We start from the raw sequence: 17,581 nt of genomic DNA on the forward strand, positions 1-17,581 counted from the left end.
TTTCCTTTAGTAAGCAGTGTTAAATTGCGCAAGGAAAATAGCACAGCAAAAACCCTATTGCAATTGAGTTTAATTATCATTTAGAATGGCATTAAAAATACACTATTAATCAATTATGCTTTTACTTACCGTCATTATTCTATTAATTGCAGCATCTATGCTTTATGGCTGTAATAAACACCAACGTTTATTTAAAAAACCACTTAAAAAGACATGTAAGCCAATAGCTTACCTTCTTATATTGGGTTCATTTGGAATTGCAATATTTACCCTGCAAAGTACTGCAGCCGTTTTCTTTTGTATTTTTATACTGATGTTAGCGCTGTTAAGTGTGCCTTTTATTTGTTTAATCAACGCGAAGGAAAGCAGCAATGACAGACGTTAAAAACTCAAGAAAAGAACCGACCTGGCTTGGCAAAAGCTTGGCTGGAGCGCTGCTGGGGCTATTGCTAGCTTTTATTCTAATGGCATTCTTTGCTTGGTATGGGCCCGGCGGAATAGATGCTAGAGACAAAGTGCAATTTAACATGTGGATGATCCCATTGCTCTGGTTGAGCATATTCAGTCTTACCTACCTCTTTAACTCCAGTAAACAAGCTTGGTTAATATTAGGTGGCTTAAATATGGTGTTATACAGTTTATTTTACATATTACGAGGCGGGCTATGAGAGTCAGACCAGATATTTTACGCACCTACCAAGGTGTGCACACATGGACAGGTATTATTGCCGGCTTAGTATTATTTATCGGCTTTTATGCCGGCAGTTTGACCATGTTCAAGTACGAAATTCAACAATGGGCTGAGCCTATTAGCGTACCAGTCACAGATCCTAAGTCTACCAACTACCAAGCACTTATAGATAAAGCCATCGAGCAATACCCAGCGCAAATGGCCGCAGGCTTTGAGCTTGACTTACTTACAAGTGATGCCCCCTTATCTTGGTACACGCAAGGTCAAGCAAGAGGGATGGAGCTCGATAACCAGCTTCAAACTGCTCACTTACATGAGCAACAACTTGTTTTAAATGAGCAAGCAGAACATAAACTTGCAGACTTAATTGATTACTTACATCGCACAGCAGGATTTATTGGTGAAATTGGCCATGATCAATCTGGCGTTTACATTCTTGGTATTGCTGCTGGACTGTATTTTCTAGCTTTGGTATCCGGTGTAATCATATTGCTACCAACCCTAGTGAAAACATTTTTTGCGCTGCGAAAAGAGAAAGGCCCAAGCCGCTTTTGGTTAGATAGCCACAATTTAGTCGGCATTGCGAGTTTGCCATTTCATTTAATAATTGCGTTTACTGTTGTTGTTTTTGCTTTTCATGACTTAATTTATGGCGGTTTAGCTCAGTTTTATGGTGACAAACCACTATTTGAGCGTACCCCACCCGCAGCACAGGCGTATAACATCAGCGAACTAACACCCATTGATACACAAATACTCGCGGCTAAACGCTATGCTCCAGGTTATGAACCCATACATGTTAGTTACAATGCTTTAAGTTCAACTTCTCCTTCAGCGCTATTTAAAATGAGTAATAAAAACGCTGTAAGCCGAGGACCAGACACCGATTATTTGGCCATTAATCCATATAGCTTAGAAGTACTGTATACAAGTTACCCGCAAGGAGAAGATAGTTTTTGGGGCAATTTTACTGCCAGTTTATTTTCTTTACACTTTGGCACTTATGGGGGTGACTGGGGGCGTTGGGCTTACTTTATAATGGGGTTGTTCGGCGCATTTCTTTTTTATTCAGGCAATTTACTTTGGCTAGATAAACGAATGAAAAAAGATGCGCATAAAACTAGCACACACGTCATGGCAAAATTAACGATTGGCGTATGTTTAGGATCCATACTCGCTGTTGTTGCAGTATTACTGTTAGCAAAATGGGCTAACTTACTGATAGGCAACATTAATCACCATTATATGCTGTGTTATTATCTTATATTCTTTATTTCCTTAGCCTACAGCTTTAAACAAGGAACAAACAAAGCAAGTTATAATGGCTTAATAACGTTATCTATTTTAACCGCTTGTTTACCCATCTCAAGTGCAATTCAAGGCTTGAGTGATTTGGCTCTTCTACCCTATTACAATGGCTATTCTGTTGATTTTATTGCCTTAATATTCTCAGCCGGGTTTTTCTTTATCGCTAAACGCTTAAAACAGAAATCCGTTAAAGATAAGATAATTTTAGACCACAAAACCATTGAGTTTGTAAGGTAAATGAAAACTCGCGTATTGTTGAATACGCGAGCCTTCGCCACTGAACGGCTGCGATTTATCGCAAATATATAAAATTTTTACATTAATCTGTACACTCTGCAGATAATTTCCTTTTTCATTTTTTATACGCTATGTCCCGAGTTATTCCTCCTTTTTTCATCGCTGTTATTTGCGTACTGTTAGCCATGGTTACAATCCAATCAGGGGCCTCTATTGCTAAACAGCTTTTTCCTTTAATTGGCCCTGAAGGTACAACCGCACTGAGACTTGGTTTTTCTGCTGCTATTCTGTGTCTTGTATTTCAGCCTTGGAAAGCATTTCCGCCTTTAGGTCAACGCATGCCTATTGTGATCTATGGTTTATGTTTAGGGGGTATGAACATATTGTTTTACTACGCCATTGCACGTATTCCTTTAGGTATTGGGGTGGCGCTTGAATTTACAGGTCCACTTGCTGTGGCGTTATTATCATCACGAAAAAAACGAGATCTATTTTGGGTTGCCTGTGCTATTGCCGGTATTGTTCTGCTACTACCTGATATGAGTGGTGAAGAAAGTTTAGATCCTGTGGGTGTAATTCTTGCGCTCGGTGCCGGTGCCTGCTGGGCAGGTTATATATTATTTGGCAAGAAAACCGGAAATCAAGGTTCTGGTGGCATGACTGTCGCGCTTGGCATGAGTGTCGCTGCAATTGTATTAGTGCCTTATGGCGCCATAAATCAAGGTATGGCGTTACTAAGTTGGGATGTATTGCCTTTAGGTATATTGGTCGCAGTGATGTCAAGTGCACTTCCTTACACACTGGAAATGGTGGCACTGCGTAATATGCCTGCGCAAGGTTTTAGTATTATGATGAGTTTAGAGCCTGCCATTGCAGCGATGGCTGGGTTTATAATTTTAGCTGAGCAGTTGAGTATTTGGCAGTGGCTAGCGATTTTATTAGTGATTATCGCCTCTGTTGGCAGTTCAATATCTTCCTCTAAAAAAGAAGCTTAGCGAACTGCCAATAGAGCGCATAAAAACTCTGACACTTTATTCAGGCGGTGGTAATTCAGACACAATTTGATTGCCACCAGCGGTTTTGGCTCTGTACATGGTTTGATCTGCAAATTGGATGAGTTGCATATCAGTACTGCCATTTTCAGGGTAACTCGCAACCCCAATACTACTTGAAAGCGTTAATTTTCTGCCATCAATAATAAACGGCGATGCACATTTAGAACGTACTTTTTCAGCTACATGTAAAACATCATCACGGTTAGTAATGTCATTTAATATCACCACAAATTCATCTCCGCCAAGACGACCAACAGTATCTGACGCACGCACACACTCAAGTAATCTTTCTGCTATTTTTTGTAATAACTTGTCCCCGACTAAATGCCCGTACGTGTCGTTCACTTCCTTAAACCCATCTATATCAATAAACAATAGCGATAGTTCTACTGGTCGACGGCTAGTGGTGGCTAAACTATTTTGAATACGATCGAGTAATAATGTACGATTTGCTAAGCCAGTGAGCTGATCGTGACCAACCAAATGTTGTAATTTTTTTTCGACTTCTTTGCGTTCAGTTATATCATGTGCAACAGCAATTCTCACTTGATGCGATGCTGACCATCTAACTGACCACAATATATACACTACTTGTCCATCTTTTCTTACCCAGCGATTTTCAAAGCGTGGCTTAGCGACACCTGACAATAAGGTTGCAACCGTTTCAAGGGTGATTTCACGGTCCTCTTTATAAACGAAATCGATCATTGGCTTACCAACAACTTCTTCAGGCTTATAACCAAAAATAGTCTCAAATGCGGCACTCACTGCAATAAAGCGCCCTTGCTTATCAACCACACAAACAGCATCAAGCATCAGCTCTAATACATCGGTTAGACAAACTAATTCATTGTTTTTCATTCATCCGCCTTTAACGGTAACATTGCAGATTTTATTTTATCTAAAATACACTTCATAATTATTGAAACACACAGAACAATCAAAAAATAGCTTATCGGTGGGGGTTAAATCTGATTAAGCCAATTAACACATCTGCCGCTTGCCAACTATGAGCTTTATATTAAATATATACAAATACTAGGCCAACATATTTTTTCATTGCTGTAGGTAAACGTACCGATAGTAATTGCAACGTTGCTATTGATTAGCAATAAATACAACTACACTATGACTATTTGTACAATTAATTATTGCGCTTGCATAACTTTGTCACTGCAAATATTTTCCGTGCGAAGAATTTTGTTGCTTCGAGGCCATCAAGTTGTGACATAACGCAATCCATAAAAATATCGCTTACTTTAATCTATAACGACTTAATACTCTACGATAAATTTGCGTACTGCATTGATTTTACATCACTCACACTTGTTAGCAGAGTCACATTTTATTTACGTATTTATTCTATTTATGATTGTTTACATTACATAAACGATCGTATAATAACAATCATTATCATTGCTCATATTAATAACAATTCGGAGTTACATCGTTCATGGTCATTCGTTCATCAAAGTTAGCATGTGCTGTAGCCTTTGCTATATCAGGCGTTACATTTAGCAATATCGTACACGCGGACGATATTTCAAAAATTGAAAAAATTATGGTGAAAGGTCAAAAAATAGACCGTACTTTACAAGACACCCCTGCTAGTGTGGCTGTAATAACGAGCCAAACCATTGAACGGGAAAATTTGAATGATTTTTATGACGTATTAGCCCGTACACCTAATGCATCAGGTACTGACGGCTCTGGTTTTAATATCCGTGGTATTGATGCTTTTGGCGTTACTGATGGTGGCTCTGGTGGACTTGCTAGTGTCTATATTGATGGTGCACCTGTGCCGTATCGAATCATGCAGCAAGGCGGATTTTCTACGTGGGATATAAGCCAAGTAGAAATACTTCGTGGTCCACAATCTACCCTACAAGGGCGTAACTCACTTGCCGGTGCAGTGGTCATGAAAACCCGTGATGCAGTGCAAGAGTATGATTTTAAAGGCCGCATTGGTATGGGCGAGTACGGCACAAAAGAAGCAGCGATGGCCTTTGGTGGTGGCTTAATTGAAGATGAACTGGCATTTAGAGTCAGTGCCGAAAAACGCGATTTTGATGGTTATAATACCAATGTTGCTACAGGCGACGAATCGGATTTTGACAACAATGAGTTTTACCGCGCCAAATTGCGTTATACCCCATCAGCTTTACCTGAGTTTGAAGCACAATTGAGCTTTATGCACAGTGAAAACGAAAAAGGCGTTGATTGGGTAATGGTTGAAAGTGGCCATGCAGACTACCCAATCAATAATATTTACGATGATCGATATGTCTATTTAGACTCGCCAACATTTGAATCCACAGACAGTGATCTCTATATCCTCAACCTTAATTATGATATTTCTGATGAGTGGTCTTTTGCATCAATTTCAACTTATTCTGACGCAGAGTACGGTTACGAGTGGGATGGTGATGCGAGCATGCAAGCACCACAATCTATTTTAACGGATACCCGCACTGACGAGACCACCACACAAGAGCTACGTTTTACCTATGAAGGTGAAAAATTATCTGGCTTAATTGGTTTTTATTATTCTGACTTAGATGTTTTTGATAGCAGTGGCGGTGAACGCGGTATTACATTTGCTCAACTAGGCGTACGTAGTCTATTAACTGCGCCGGCAGAATACGGTGGTTTGGGTTTACCGGGTACTTTAGCTGATCAAGTTTTGCAGTTCTATACCGGCGCTGATCCGGTTTTTATCGGTCAATCTTCAGATTTTACACAAAAAGTAAAAACCAAAGCGCTGTTCGCCGATTTTACTTATGAAGTAAACGAGTCGTGGGATATATTTGCAGGCCTGCGTTATGATAAAGAAGAGCAAGCTAACGGTACGAATGCCGATATCTATATTACTGAACAAACACAAAATGCACTGCCTCAACCTGAAAGCTTTGCGGCAGATCCTATGCTTGCTCAATTAATTGCCGGTATCAATCAGCAGTTATATGCGATGGCTGATGGCGCTTCAGGGGATGAGCCCGTAGAGGATGCCAGCTTTGATGCATGGTTACCTAAACTTGGCGCGACCTATCGCGTCAACCAAGATATTTCGACTAGTTTTACGGTTCAAAAAGGTTATCGTTCAGGCGGTGTTGGCACTAATATCGCACAAGCCACCCCTTTTACCTTTGAGCCTGAATACACTTGGAACTATGAGCTAGCGCTGCGCTCTGTATGGCTTGATGATAAGCTAGTTGTTAACGCCAATATGTTCTACCTTGATTGGACCGATCAGCAGGTATCAGTGTATTTATCGGGTAATCAATATGACCGCGAAACACGTAACGTAGGTAAATCTCATGTGCAAGGTTTTGAAACCGAAATCAGTTATGAGCTATCCCCTGCAATTAATTTATACGGCGGTATTGGTTATTCTAAAACCGAATTTGACCAATTCAGCGCGACTTTTAATGGTGAAGAACAAGACTACAGCGGTTACTCATTTGCAGGTGCGCCAGAGTGGACAGCACTACTTGGGCTAGACTATGCAAGTGAGGACGGCTTTGTGGCTAATCTTAATACCAGTTATACAGGCAGCTCACAACGCTTGGCAACAGCCCTTGAGCCTAGAAATGATGCATATTGGTTAGTTAACTCACGTATTGGCTATCAGTGGGAAAACTACGGTGTGTATGCCTTAGTAGAAAACCTGTTAGATGCAGAGTATATCGCACTTGCGCCGGCAGGATTTGATAATCAAACTTTAAGTTCACCACGTACTGCAAGTGTGCGCTTTGAAGTTAATTTCTAACTAAAACTGCTGTGTGGTAACTAATTATAGTTGCCACATTCTAGGGGCAAACTAAAAATGAACATGAAACGTACATTTTCTGCGACTAAACGACGCCACTTGATGGCCTGTCTACTGGCGTTAATTACTGCGGTTGTGATGATCCCAGGGATGACGACCTACTTACCATTTGCAATGGAAGAACAAATACTCATTCCAATTATGCTATTTCCCTTTATTTGGGCGGGATTATTTATTTACGCGTACATGGCTGAAAAAGCATGGCAGCCATTTGTGGTTATGCTATTAATCATCTTAAGTCATGCTGGCTTGAGCTTTATGGCTTTATCGGGGGCGCAGGGATGAAATCTATTTCGTTAAAAAAGTTATTTTTGCTGCATAGCTGGGTTGGCATTGTCACTGCTATTTTACTTTTCATTGTATGCTTTACTGGCGCTTTGGCCGTACTTAGCCGCCCTGAACTTAAAATTTGGGCCAACCCTGAGCTGCATCAGTTAAATTCAGTGCCAAGTGAAAAGGTAACCGAGTTAATCAATCATTACCACACATTAGTACCAAAAGAGTTTGGTGAAAACATTCATGTTTACTTACCAACAGGCCATAACACACACTTACTCACTATTTTATTCGAATCTCACGATGGCGATGAAAACTATGAGGAAGAAGCGGCGTATGCCTACCAGTTTGATCCTCGTAATTTTGAATTAGTAAACGAATATTATGGTGCAGCTGGTTATTTTTACGAACACCGGAAAACTGATGCGCCCTCTTTTATTGGTCATTTTCATGCAGACTTACATTTAGGCCGACCTATTGGCCTGATACTTACGGGGTTTTTAGGCTTAACTCTATTGGTTTCAACAATCACCGGGTTATTTATCCATCGCCAACTCATTAAAGAGCTATTTACTTTTCGGCGTAAGAAAGAGCTTGATGTCGTTGTTAATGATGCACATAAAATTATGGGGATTTGGGGCAGCCTATTTCATGGCGTTATCGGATTTACGGGGGCTTTTTTAGGTTTAGCGACAATAATATTACTGCCCGCTGCGGCATTTGTCAGTTTTGGTGGCGATCAAGATAAATTGGTCGCAAAATTCACGGCAATGCCTGAGCCTATTATTACTAATGACTATCAAGCAACTGATATCAATGCGATTTTAATTGATGCACAAGCGCGCTATCCAAAAGCTAAAGTTATAGATTTAACCATTATGGCGCATAATGATGCCAATGCTGAGGTCTATTTACGTTTGATTGGTGGTGATGCGGTTGCTTCACAATTGCTGCACTATCATGGTAACGGGGAATTTAGTAAATCAATGAGTAGCTTTGGTGATATTCCAGGCCCTGCTATTAAAGTATTAGAGCTCTTGTTTCCCTTGCACTTTGGTAACTTCGCAGGCATTTTTGTCAAACTGGTCTGGGCTTTGTTAGGCTTAAGCACCGCACTATTGCCGCTATCGGGCATGATGATGTGGTTGGCAAAGCGTAGCCGTGGCAGCAACCCGACCTTATCAGAACTCGCTTACCAACGCTGGAATCGGGCGATTATAGGTAGCTGTGGCGGTTTAGTACTCGCTACTGCTATTTTGTTTCCGGCGCAAGTGTTGTTAAACAACCTTGTACCAGTACACATGCATAACGCTTATTTTGGGCCGCTATTCTTTTATTCATGGCTGGCTTGGTGTTTATTGGCTGTGCTACCTATTAATTATCATCGCTATTTACAAGTAACGATGACCCTCACAGGACTTGCTTGTATGGCCGTGTTACCACTGAACTTAGCCCTTTCAGCAAGTCATGCATTCTCTGCCAATAACGTGCTCGTAACTGTTGTTGATATTAGTTTCTTGTTTATTGGCGGCTTATTTATTTATCTAAGCCAACGCTTAGTAACCAAGCAATTAAATGGGGTCACAGCTAAGGCCACTGACGAGGTAATTGTATGACATTCATCTACCTAACATTAGGGTGTTTATTATTAGTCGCAAGTAGCTTGCTGCTCAGACATGCCAGCAGCGCTAGTCGCAGGTTATCTCTGCTGGTTTTTTGTGTTGCCACAGCCTGTTTTATTGCTGTATACGGCAATATAGCCGGTGTGTTTATTGCCGTACCTACGGCACTGTTAATTGGCTTATTGACGGCATTTTTGCTCGGTAAAAAACCTCAAAATTAAATACTGATACGCCCTAAATATGATGTTTAGGGCGTAATTCCCTCCATACACCGTTGACATATTCTTTGCTGACAGCAAAGATATTAGGATTCCAAGTTAGCTGTACAATTTACTTTGTGTAAATGCCAAAACCAGCTGTTGATATAAACTCTCTACACTCGGTTTTTCGTTGATATGCGCTAGCAAGCTAGTATGAGCTGACGCTTGTACACGTTCTTGCTTATCGCACAATGCATAGCATAGATTTACCGGTTTAATGATTTCTTCAAGCAATACATCAATTAAAATGAACGCTTGTGCAAGCACAATCTTGCCGCCACCTTTTTTTAAGATCACTCTTTGTGCAGTACCGACAATTTTTTTGCCATTGATGTTTATATTATAATCACCATCACAATATGAAAATGGCGTTGCATGTGCTTGACTTAACAGTCCAAATTGCCTGAAGAAACCCTGTAAAACGGCACATAAATTTTCATAGGCTTGAGTAATCGAATAAGGTATCTGTGGTGACCAGGTATATAGATGAGAGAGGTTAATAATACCTTCACATTGCGGTACTGGTGCGCCCCCAGTTTTACGCGAGTGAAGCTGCCAACCATGCGCCATTAAGCTCTTTGTGAGCAGTGCTGTTTCAGGCCATTTTTTGCCTGCAGGTAATACTAAGGTAGGCGCTTTTGATTGCCATAACAACAAACACTGATCAAGCTCACCAGCTTGCATTTGCGTTATTAGCTGAGCTTCTTTTTCAAACACAGCCGCCACAGTGGTATTACTATAACGCAGCAGCTTATTACGGCTTTTACTCATCGATAATTACTCATATAGAGGAGGAAACTAATCTTAAATGGCTTTTCTCACATACTAGGCCACTTTATAGATCACGGTTGCAATGTGGACTCGTTAACATCGTAATAATGCACTAGAAAAGCCAATGCCCTTACACACTGCTATTATAGGCCCCTCATTTTCTTACATTCACTGAAAACAGGTCACTCTACGCTAAAGTGGGAGTAAGCATACATCTATGCAATATATAAAAAAAGCCGCTGATGTTGATGAGTTTAGGTTATTTTTAGAATCGAGCTGACTATATGGTTGGGTTCATATGTTAGCCAATCTAGATGAATACGCAAAGCCATATATCTTCGCCTGACTTGGGTATATACTTAGCTTCATGAGTACACGTAATGACAAACTAATGACAGCACCAAAAAAGAAAAGTAATTTTTTCAGTAACATCATTTTTAATATTATTTTACCCGCAGTGATCTTAAGCCGCTTTAGCACCCCCGATACATTAGGCCCCGTGTGGGCTGTAGTAGTAGCGCTTGCTTTTCCACTGTTATTTGGTTTATGGGAGCTTAAGCAATCAGGAAAAGTAAATTTCTTCTCAGTACTTGGCATTATTAGTGTACTGCTAACTGGTGGTATTAGTTTATTTGAATTAGATCCCGCTTATATAGCGATTAAAGAAGCGATGGTGCCTGCTATTATCGGGGTTATTGTGCTAGTGAGCCAATACACGCCGTACCCATTAATTCGCAAACTCCTCATTAACCCTGAACTATTAGATATTGAAAAACTCACTCAGTCACTTGAGCAACAAAACAACACCGCTGTGTTTGATGAGAAAATGCGATTAGCTGGTTTTATTGTAGCTAGTGCATTCTTTTTGTCTGCGACACTTAACTACTTTCTTGCTAAAAGCATTGTTGTCAGCATGCCGGGCACCACAGCCTATGCAGAAGAGTTAGGCCGCATGACATGGTTAAGTTACCCGGTGATTGTAGCTCCGACCATGATATTACTTGTCGGTGCTATTATTTTCACCTTCAAACAAATTGGAAAATTAACCAAACAACCAATTGATGAATTTATTTTACAGTAATTCGGCTATTAGCCTTTAGCTGTACATTTTAATAAATCGCATTACGCAATCAGCTGTTTTGCGATTTTTTTTAAAGGGCCGGTTAAAAATAATAGTAAAGCGCTAATTTAACGCCGTGATCGTCTTGTTGCCAACGACTATAATTAAACTCTGTGCGCAGCGCAAAATCTTTATCTAAGGCCCAATGCCAGTTCAGCTTTGCTTGGCTACGCTGAGCTTGCTGATTATTCGCCAACCATTGATATTGGCCACTGGCAGCAAACTTATGCGCAGGATTCAATTGCCAAATTATCCCCGCTTCAACCCCTACAGCAGGGGAAATACCGGCACTAAAATCACCGCCATTAAAGCCAACCGTGCCAAGTAAATAAGCATGCAAGGCGTTAGGATCACCAATTGATTTTCCATAACCACCTTCAACAAAGCTGCGCCCTATTCGCTTGGTGTTGCCAGCCGTTCGATCAAAACCCAGCCGTAAATTCCATGACCAAGTGTTAAACACTTGATTGTCAGGCGCTAATGACATTGCATCGATTAAATAAAGGTGCTCAAGCTGTAAATGCTCTCCTGTATAACTGGCATTGATATCAAAGAAGCTGATCTGTGCGCCAGGTATAAATCCAGCAGAGCTGTCGAGTAAGTCATGATAGGCTAATCGATATGCAAGCTCTGTGGTTTGCCCGTAGTTTTTAGAGTCAGAGCCTATTAAAGCAACGCGTGCAGAGCCATGTCCTTGCTCTGGTGACACTTCAGGTTTTGTCGGTTTAGTTAACGGCGATGCAATTTTATACTGGCTGCGCTTTCTCAGCAGTTTAGTTAAACGTGGCGCAATATCATCACGGTTTAAACCTTGATCATAAAAGTTAAAGTTAAGCCACTCATAAGCCACTTCATAAATTGCGACACTGCGCTGCGCTGAAAACTGGTTGCTATCCAGCTCTTCACCTGCCATTAGTTGCTTGGCTGCTGCAAGTTCTTGCAAAGAAAGCTGTTTTGCATAATGGTGCAATTTAGTACCAAATGCAGGGCGATAAGCTGGCGTTTGGAGTAACCCTTGCTCATTTAGTAATGCAACTGTATCTGAGGGAATTGCATGAAGGTTAAACGAACTGGTTAAATCAAGATCATCGCGAGCCAGCTGTAATAACGCCAGCAACTGGTAAGAGCAATTTTCGTCCGCAAAGTAATAATCAAACGTCGCCAACTGCATTTCCCATAAATGCAACAGAATTCGCTCAACCTCAGCTTCAGAGAAGCTCAACGGGTACTCCCAGATATCTCGCGACTCAATATCACTGTATTCGCGTACTTTGCGGTAATAAGGCATTAAACTAAAGTTGCCGGGATATTTACCAATCAATCCTTTTAATGCGTATAGGGCTGCATTGTCATTGGCATCTGGCTCAGCTGCAAAGTTTACTGCAAAAGCCACCAACTCTTTGTGACGTGTTTGATCTTTGGCATCTATGCGCAGTAAGGTGTGACCAAACATTGATGAAGGGCTATTCATATAAGCAGTTGGAAAAACCAACGTCATCGCCTTGGCATTGATAAGTTTACGCCACGTTTCAAGCTCTGAGCAATCAAGTGCTGCCCAGTCATTGGTAACCTGTGCTTTTAGCCATTGGTAGCGCGCTGGAAACTGGCAGATAGTCGTTTTATTTTGTTGTTTAAATGCCTCAAGGGTCGCTTTCAACTCAGCTGCGGGATCTGTTTTACCTAAAGGAGATATAAAAAATGCAGTATCGTCCACATCGCTTTCAAAACCACCGGTAAGCTGTGGACGATAATGACCCAGCTTTAACCAGTACGGTTGTGTCCAAAGAGGCTCAGCAGCAACAGGTTTAGCAAAAGTGGAAAAACAACAAAGTAATAATAAGAGCGCAAGTAAATTTTTCATCGTCACATACAACAAAAGCCCCTATTGGGGCTTTAAATAAATTTATATTCAGCTAACTAATTAAGATAGCGTGTATGCTGAAAGTGATGCGTCACTTGCTACAACTGAGTTTAGGTTTTCTAAAACAGTTTGTGAAGTCACATTTTCTGATGTGAAAACAGTAGCAAATTGGCTTTGAGCTAATGCATTAAACGCCGCTTTATCTTGCTCTTGAACACCCCAGATCTCAGCTAGCGTAGATAACGTTTCGCCTTCACCTTGTGACATATCGCGTGCTAATTGTTCCATATTACCATCGATAAATTGGGCGATTTTTGCTGATGAGGTAACAGTGCCTGTACCATCACAACCAAGCGTACCAAATGTAATACCAAATGTTTGGTTACCAGAAGTACCGTTAGTAGTGGCGCCCAGTATTTTTACCGCTTTACCGTCTTTACCCGCAAATAACATTGAACCCAAACCACAACCAATGTCTTGATCGGCCATTGCATTTGAGAAAGGAAGAAGTGAGATAGCTGCTACTGCGATTAGTTTTTTCATTTAATAAGTCCTTATATTTTATATAGCTATTGTTTGAGATAAACAAAAGCCGCACAAGGCTAGCACAATAAAAAATTAAATAAAGAACATTTTACCCTAAACGGCAACATAATATTATAAGGCTATGTCTAACAAATATGCTTTTTATAAACATTAAAGGCTTCGGTGGATTAACACGCGTGCTAATCCACCTTGAGCGATTAAGCAGTATCGAATTAATTTAATTCAATTATCGATACAGAGCCTAAAGGGTCAACCATGTAATCTTCGCTTGGTTCGCCCTCATCCGCCGTGATAATAAGCTTACCATCAGGGCTGAATGTCACCATATCTGGCAGTGAGCCAACAGATGAGATCATTTCAAGTTCATACGTTGTAGTATTAAACATCGCGACCACACCCGTGTCAGTTTTAACACCTGACTCGATTGCTGTTGCAAGTTTGCCATTGGCAACGGCCACAGAATTTACACCCGCGCCATAATAGCTGATATCAATAGTTGTCAATGCAGCAATAGCCGCAGGGTTTGCAAAGTCAACGACTTCGATACGCGGTGCACTGAGTAAACTGCCATTATTGACCACGAATAAGCGTTTTGTTTGCTCGTCATACGCGGTAATTTCTGCAGCACCTTCGCCACCTTCCAGTAATAAACGCGACGCAAAATCAAACTTACCTTCGCTGTTTTCACTGTAAACGGTAATATTACCACTGTCTTCATTGGATACTACAAGTTGAGCTTTACCATTTGGACTTTGCGCAGCAGCAATAAAGAGTACACCTTCTGGTGCATCATCATCTTGAGTTACTAGCATTTGTACAAATGAAACCGCGCTTACGTCTGTTACATCATAAACAGCCACTGCATCAGCACGCTCTAAAGCAATAAAGGCATAACGCTTATCGCCCACCATTCCTGTGGTGATACTTTCCGGCTCAGTGCCTTTTGCATCACTACGATCGTCTGGGTAAACACCGGCTTTTTGCGCTTCAATAGCAAGCGATGAACCACTATCAAAAACTTGCTCACCTGTATTGCCGTTGTAAATTGAGAACGAACGAGCGCCAAAACTATATAGTTTGTTATGGCTTGATGCTGGTGCATCAGAATCAACATATTGTGATACTAATAAACGACCAAGTTCATCATCAGTTTGCAGCATCGACGTATCCGTAAATACAGATTCATCAAGTACAACATCTGCAACTTTTTCGCCTTCTTCAAAATTAGTAAACCAATCTCGCACATCACCTTCATTCGCAGTTAACACATAGTGCGTGCCGTCTTGCTCAAACGTAGCAATACCATCTGGCTGATACATGCCAACTACATTTGCGCGAGTTTGTAGTTTAATGGTGTCGTCTTTATCGCTGGCATCTATTTCATTACCTTGTTGACCGTAATCTTTAAAACCCAACGGAAAAATATCAGTAATGGTTTTATTTACTAAATCAACTTTAGCTAAACCATTGTTCTCTTGCAGTGATACCCAAGCTGTTGATGAGTCAGCTGATACTGCCACATACTCAGGCTCAACATCCGTGGCTAGATCAGCGCCTTTACCAAATACGCGGAATCCTTTACTTTCAAGCTCTGCTTCTTGGTTATTAAATGCAGTAAAGTTAAGTGTTGTTGCAGTTGCGACTGTAGCTGGTGTGGCAAAGTTTTTTCGACCAGGGCTGGCGTATAGCTGCGGCGCATTGCCTTCATCCAAGTCAATAAACTCCATTCCATCAGGGAAGCGGCCATAACTGTTAACATGGAAATCGCCATAGCTAACCTCTTGATGTACTTGTCCTTGATATTTTAATTTTATGGTCTCGCCTTTACCTAGGCCAAAGTCTTCATTGTTATTGAGAATAGCTGTGACTGGTGCACCATTAGGTAACGCTGCCCCCTCAAGTAAATCAGGTAATAAGACTATAAAACCGTGGCCAGGGATTTCAGTACCAGCAGGAATCGTCATGCCCGCTTCATTATTGGCTTCTCGATCTAAATCGACTAACTCCCAATCACCTTCAGCAAATACAAAAGTTTCAGACGATTTATTATAAAGTTCAACATAATCAAAATCGGCATCATCACGACCTTTAGAGACAACTTCATTGATAACGATGTCAGCAGCGGTTGCGCCTACAATCGCATCGGGTAGTTTATTTGCTGTACCTGGCGTTGCTTCTAAGGGCTCTTCTTGGCTATGCCATTGGCCACCATCTGGTAAGCGACCCCACGTTGAAACGTGGCTGCCATCATTCCAGTGAGCACTGTCAACGATGTTATTATTATGAACGAGTAACGCTGTATCACCTTTGCCTAACCCAAAATCTGTATCACCCTCTTTCGCAACTAACGTAGTTGCTGGTGCATCAAATGGTACACTCGTTTGATCCGTTGCGATCAATAAAAAGCCACCAGCAGCAATGGTTGTACCTTGCGGTATTTTAATACCTGGCTCTAAATCAACTTCAAAACCTTTTAAATCATTCACAGCCCAGCTTGCATCTGCAAAGGTAAAGGCTTCATCTGAGTTATTATATAGTTCAATATAATCAAAACCACCGCCATCGGAGCGTACTTCATTAATAACAATTTGCCCGGCACTTGGTGGCTTAACAATAGGTGTAAATGTTGCTGTAATTGATTTGTGATTATCCATAGTAAGCGTTAATGTTGATGCGCTGTAGTCAGCAGCACCAATATCACCACTCCATGATACAAATTCGTATCCTTGAGCAGCTTGTGCGCTTAACATTACAATTGAATCTGGCTCATAGTCATTACGTTCGGGCGTAGTAACAACATTACCGGCACTTTTCGGGGTAATTTCTAGCATCAGCTGATAGCGTGTTGGCTCTAGATCATTATTATCTAATTCATCACAGCCGCTAAGTGCACTTAATATTAACAAACTGCCCACAATTGGTTTTAATTTCATGATTTTTCCTTGGTAATCATTATATTTTTAATTGTCGGCAATACCCTATAGCCTAATCTTGACAGTTAGATGTAAAATAAATGTCACCAACATGACACTTTTTGTTGAATTGCTTCACATGATGCAACTGAAGCAATTCAATTTCATTTAGCCGATAATAGCCCTTTGAACAGCCTATATATTGAACTCCTCATTGCTAATTGCTGCCGTGGTTTTATATAATACCAATCGTGTTAAGTTACTGACCATTTATAGCGACAGATAAATGGCGTGATAACAAGGCATAAATTTTGACATGTAGTTGTTCTACATGAAAAATTTATAACACAGTTAGCGCTTTATTTAGCCCGCTAGAATGGTTAAATATTTAAGTCGATTGGTATAAGTATGGTATAGATACTCGTGGACGTTGCTGAGAGGACATACAAGCTGAGTTTAGCTATTAATAAGTTACGTTCATTACACCTGTTTAGTAAAGAATGATACGTGAGCTTAAATGTGGATTCTCTTGACTTATTAAACATAAAAAACGCGGTAAAAACCGCGTTTTTTATTACTTTAACTACCTCAATCATTCGCCAGTGGCTGTGGGGTCAACTGTCGCTTCATCATTAAGGAGATACTTGTCCAGCCACTGCTCCTGCTCCCACAGTACATGCAATAAACTTTTACGGGCGCGGTAGCCATGTGCTTCGTACGGCAGCATTACTAAACGGGCTTCTTTACCAAGGCCTTTAAGTGCTGCGTACATACGCTCACTCTGCATTGGGAAGGTGCCGTGAGATTAAGAGTGGGTCTTCTTGCTCTCACGTGATTATCTTTAAGAACGCGATATAAAATCGCGACTACTCGCCTTCTGTTCGACTGTCACTTAATAAATACTTGTCCAGCCACTGCTCCTGCTCCCACAGTACATGCAATAAACTTTTACGGGCGCGGTAGCCATGTGCTTCGTACGGCAGCATTTCTAAACGGGCTTCTTTACCAAGGCCTTTAAGTGCTGCGTACATACGCTCACTCTGCATTGGGAATGTGCCGTGAGATTAAGAGTGGGTCTTCTTGCTCTCACGTG

General features: G+C 41.0%; 13 protein-coding genes and 2 pseudogenes. 8 read left to right on the top strand and 7 right to left on the bottom strand.

Translation table 11 applies throughout. The features are described 5' to 3' along the window. The first annotated feature begins 371 nt into the window (after positions 1 to 371). The 3 genes from PHAL_RS0102900 to PHAL_RS0102910 all read left to right on the top strand — a co-directional run bounded on the left by PHAL_RS0102900 (position 372) and on the right by PHAL_RS0102910 (position 3,231). On the top strand, positions 372 to 668 hold the full coding sequence (locus PHAL_RS0102900) for a hypothetical protein (RefSeq protein ID WP_016706912.1): 297 nt from the start codon (positions 372 to 374) through the stop codon (positions 666 to 668). Beyond that, entirely contained in the window at positions 665 to 2,236 is a 1,572-nt protein-coding gene (locus PHAL_RS0102905; protein WP_016706913.1) for a PepSY-associated TM helix domain-containing protein, read from the top strand. The genes PHAL_RS0102900 and PHAL_RS0102905 overlap by 4 nt, the downstream gene beginning before the upstream one ends. A gap of 131 nt (positions 2,237 to 2,367) precedes the next feature. Next, positions 2,368 to 3,231 (top strand): EamA family transporter, encoded by an 864-nt coding sequence (locus tag PHAL_RS0102910; RefSeq protein WP_016706914.1) that lies wholly within the window; start codon positions 2,368 to 2,370, stop codon positions 3,229 to 3,231. Positions 3,232 to 3,267: 36 nt separating this feature from the next. Here the strand turns inward: PHAL_RS0102910 and PHAL_RS0102915 are convergent, their stop codons facing one another. After that, positions 3,268 to 4,152, bottom strand: a complete 885-nt coding sequence (locus tag PHAL_RS0102915; RefSeq protein WP_016706915.1) for a diguanylate cyclase domain-containing protein — start codon at positions 4,150 to 4,152, stop codon at positions 3,268 to 3,270. Between the two features lie 592 nt (positions 4,153 to 4,744). Between PHAL_RS0102915 and PHAL_RS0102920 the strand changes: the two genes are divergently transcribed. From PHAL_RS0102920 to PHAL_RS0102935, 4 genes are read left to right on the top strand one after another with little or no spacing between them, the layout of a single operon-like run. Further along, on the top strand, positions 4,745 to 7,060 hold the full coding sequence (locus PHAL_RS0102920) for a TonB-dependent receptor (RefSeq protein ID WP_016706916.1): 2,316 nt from the start codon (positions 4,745 to 4,747) through the stop codon (positions 7,058 to 7,060). Between the two features lie 57 nt (positions 7,061 to 7,117). Then, the gene (locus tag PHAL_RS0102925; protein ID WP_016706917.1) at positions 7,118 to 7,405 is read left to right on the top strand and encodes a hypothetical protein; all 288 of its coding nucleotides are present in this window, start codon (positions 7,118 to 7,120) and stop codon (positions 7,403 to 7,405) included. Beyond that, positions 7,402 to 9,012, top strand: coding sequence for a PepSY-associated TM helix domain-containing protein (locus PHAL_RS22725; RefSeq protein ID WP_016706918.1), 1,611 nt, complete (start codon positions 7,402 to 7,404; stop codon positions 9,010 to 9,012). The genes PHAL_RS0102925 and PHAL_RS22725 overlap by 4 nt, the downstream gene beginning before the upstream one ends. Further along, a complete protein-coding gene (locus PHAL_RS0102935; protein WP_016706919.1) occupies positions 9,009 to 9,239 on the top strand; it encodes a hypothetical protein in 231 nt (76 codons plus the stop codon). Before PHAL_RS22725 ends, PHAL_RS0102935 begins: the two co-directional genes overlap by 4 nt. 96 nt (positions 9,240 to 9,335) lie before the next feature. Here the strand turns inward: PHAL_RS0102935 and PHAL_RS0102940 are convergent, their stop codons facing one another. Further along, positions 9,336 to 10,049 (bottom strand): lipoate--protein ligase family protein, encoded by a 714-nt coding sequence (locus tag PHAL_RS0102940; RefSeq protein ID WP_016706920.1) that lies wholly within the window; start codon positions 10,047 to 10,049, stop codon positions 9,336 to 9,338. A 391-nt stretch (positions 10,050 to 10,440) separates the two neighbouring features. On the opposite strand from PHAL_RS0102940, the gene PHAL_RS0102945 reads away from it, so the two are divergent. After that, positions 10,441 to 11,130 carry a VC0807 family protein gene (locus PHAL_RS0102945; protein WP_036980373.1) on the top strand — a complete coding sequence of 230 codons (690 nt, stop codon included), beginning with the start codon at positions 10,441 to 10,443 and terminating at the stop codon, positions 11,128 to 11,130. 82 nt (positions 11,131 to 11,212) lie between these two features. Here PHAL_RS0102945 and PHAL_RS0102950 read toward each other — a convergent pair whose 3' ends face one another. The 5 genes and pseudogenes from PHAL_RS0102950 to PHAL_RS0102970 form a co-directional block, all read right to left on the bottom strand. Beyond that, positions 11,213 to 13,030, bottom strand: coding sequence for an Lnb N-terminal periplasmic domain-containing protein (locus tag PHAL_RS0102950; RefSeq protein ID WP_016706922.1), 1,818 nt, complete (start codon positions 13,028 to 13,030; stop codon positions 11,213 to 11,215). A gap of 60 nt (positions 13,031 to 13,090) precedes the next feature. Beyond that, positions 13,091 to 13,573, bottom strand: coding sequence for a DUF3015 domain-containing protein (locus tag PHAL_RS0102955; RefSeq protein WP_016706923.1), 483 nt, complete (start codon positions 13,571 to 13,573; stop codon positions 13,091 to 13,093). Between the two features lie 215 nt (positions 13,574 to 13,788). Next, positions 13,789 to 16,509, bottom strand: a complete 2,721-nt coding sequence (locus PHAL_RS23535) for a choice-of-anchor I family protein (protein WP_016706924.1) — start codon at positions 16,507 to 16,509, stop codon at positions 13,789 to 13,791. Positions 16,510 to 17,080: 571 nt separating this feature from the next. Next, a pseudogene (locus PHAL_RS0102965) lies at positions 17,081 to 17,287 on the bottom strand (alpha/beta hydrolase family protein); the annotation flags it as partial. Between the two features lie 67 nt (positions 17,288 to 17,354). Beyond that, positions 17,355 to 17,546 (bottom strand): annotated as a pseudogene (locus PHAL_RS0102970) (alpha/beta hydrolase family protein); the annotation flags it as partial. Between the last annotated feature and the right edge of the window lie 35 nt (positions 17,547 to 17,581).

The sequence above is a fragment of the Pseudoalteromonas haloplanktis ATCC 14393 genome, from assembly GCF_000238355.1.
GTDB classification, from domain to species: Bacteria; Pseudomonadota; Gammaproteobacteria; order Enterobacterales; family Alteromonadaceae; genus Pseudoalteromonas; species Pseudoalteromonas haloplanktis.

What these genes read in the sequence shown, in the direction of transcription:
- PHAL_RS0102900 (WP_016706912.1), top strand. Translation starts at nt 372, where the DNA reads ATGACAGACGTTAAAAACTCAAGAAAAGAACCGACCTGGCTTGGCAAA.
- PHAL_RS0102905 (WP_016706913.1), top strand. Translation starts at nt 665, where the DNA reads ATGAGAGTCAGACCAGATATTTTACGCACCTACCAAGGTGTGCACACA.
- PHAL_RS0102910 (WP_016706914.1), top strand. Translation starts at nt 2,368, where the DNA reads ATGTCCCGAGTTATTCCTCCTTTTTTCATCGCTGTTATTTGCGTACTG.
- PHAL_RS0102915 (WP_016706915.1), bottom strand. Translation starts at nt 4,152, where the DNA reads ATGAAAAACAATGAATTAGTTTGTCTAACCGATGTATTAGAGCTGATG.
- PHAL_RS0102920 (WP_016706916.1), top strand. Translation starts at nt 4,745, where the DNA reads ATGGTCATTCGTTCATCAAAGTTAGCATGTGCTGTAGCCTTTGCTATA.
- PHAL_RS0102925 (WP_016706917.1), top strand. Translation starts at nt 7,118, where the DNA reads ATGAACATGAAACGTACATTTTCTGCGACTAAACGACGCCACTTGATG.
- PHAL_RS22725 (WP_016706918.1), top strand. Translation starts at nt 7,402, where the DNA reads ATGAAATCTATTTCGTTAAAAAAGTTATTTTTGCTGCATAGCTGGGTT.
- PHAL_RS0102935 (WP_016706919.1), top strand. Translation starts at nt 9,009, where the DNA reads ATGACATTCATCTACCTAACATTAGGGTGTTTATTATTAGTCGCAAGT.
- PHAL_RS0102940 (WP_016706920.1), bottom strand. Translation starts at nt 10,049, where the DNA reads ATGAGTAAAAGCCGTAATAAGCTGCTGCGTTATAGTAATACCACTGTG.
- PHAL_RS0102945 (WP_036980373.1), top strand. Translation starts at nt 10,441, where the DNA reads ATGACAGCACCAAAAAAGAAAAGTAATTTTTTCAGTAACATCATTTTT.
- PHAL_RS0102950 (WP_016706922.1), bottom strand. Translation starts at nt 13,030, where the DNA reads ATGAAAAATTTACTTGCGCTCTTATTATTACTTTGTTGTTTTTCCACT.
- PHAL_RS0102955 (WP_016706923.1), bottom strand. Translation starts at nt 13,573, where the DNA reads ATGAAAAAACTAATCGCAGTAGCAGCTATCTCACTTCTTCCTTTCTCA.
- PHAL_RS23535 (WP_016706924.1), bottom strand. Translation starts at nt 16,509, where the DNA reads ATGAAATTAAAACCAATTGTGGGCAGTTTGTTAATATTAAGTGCACTT.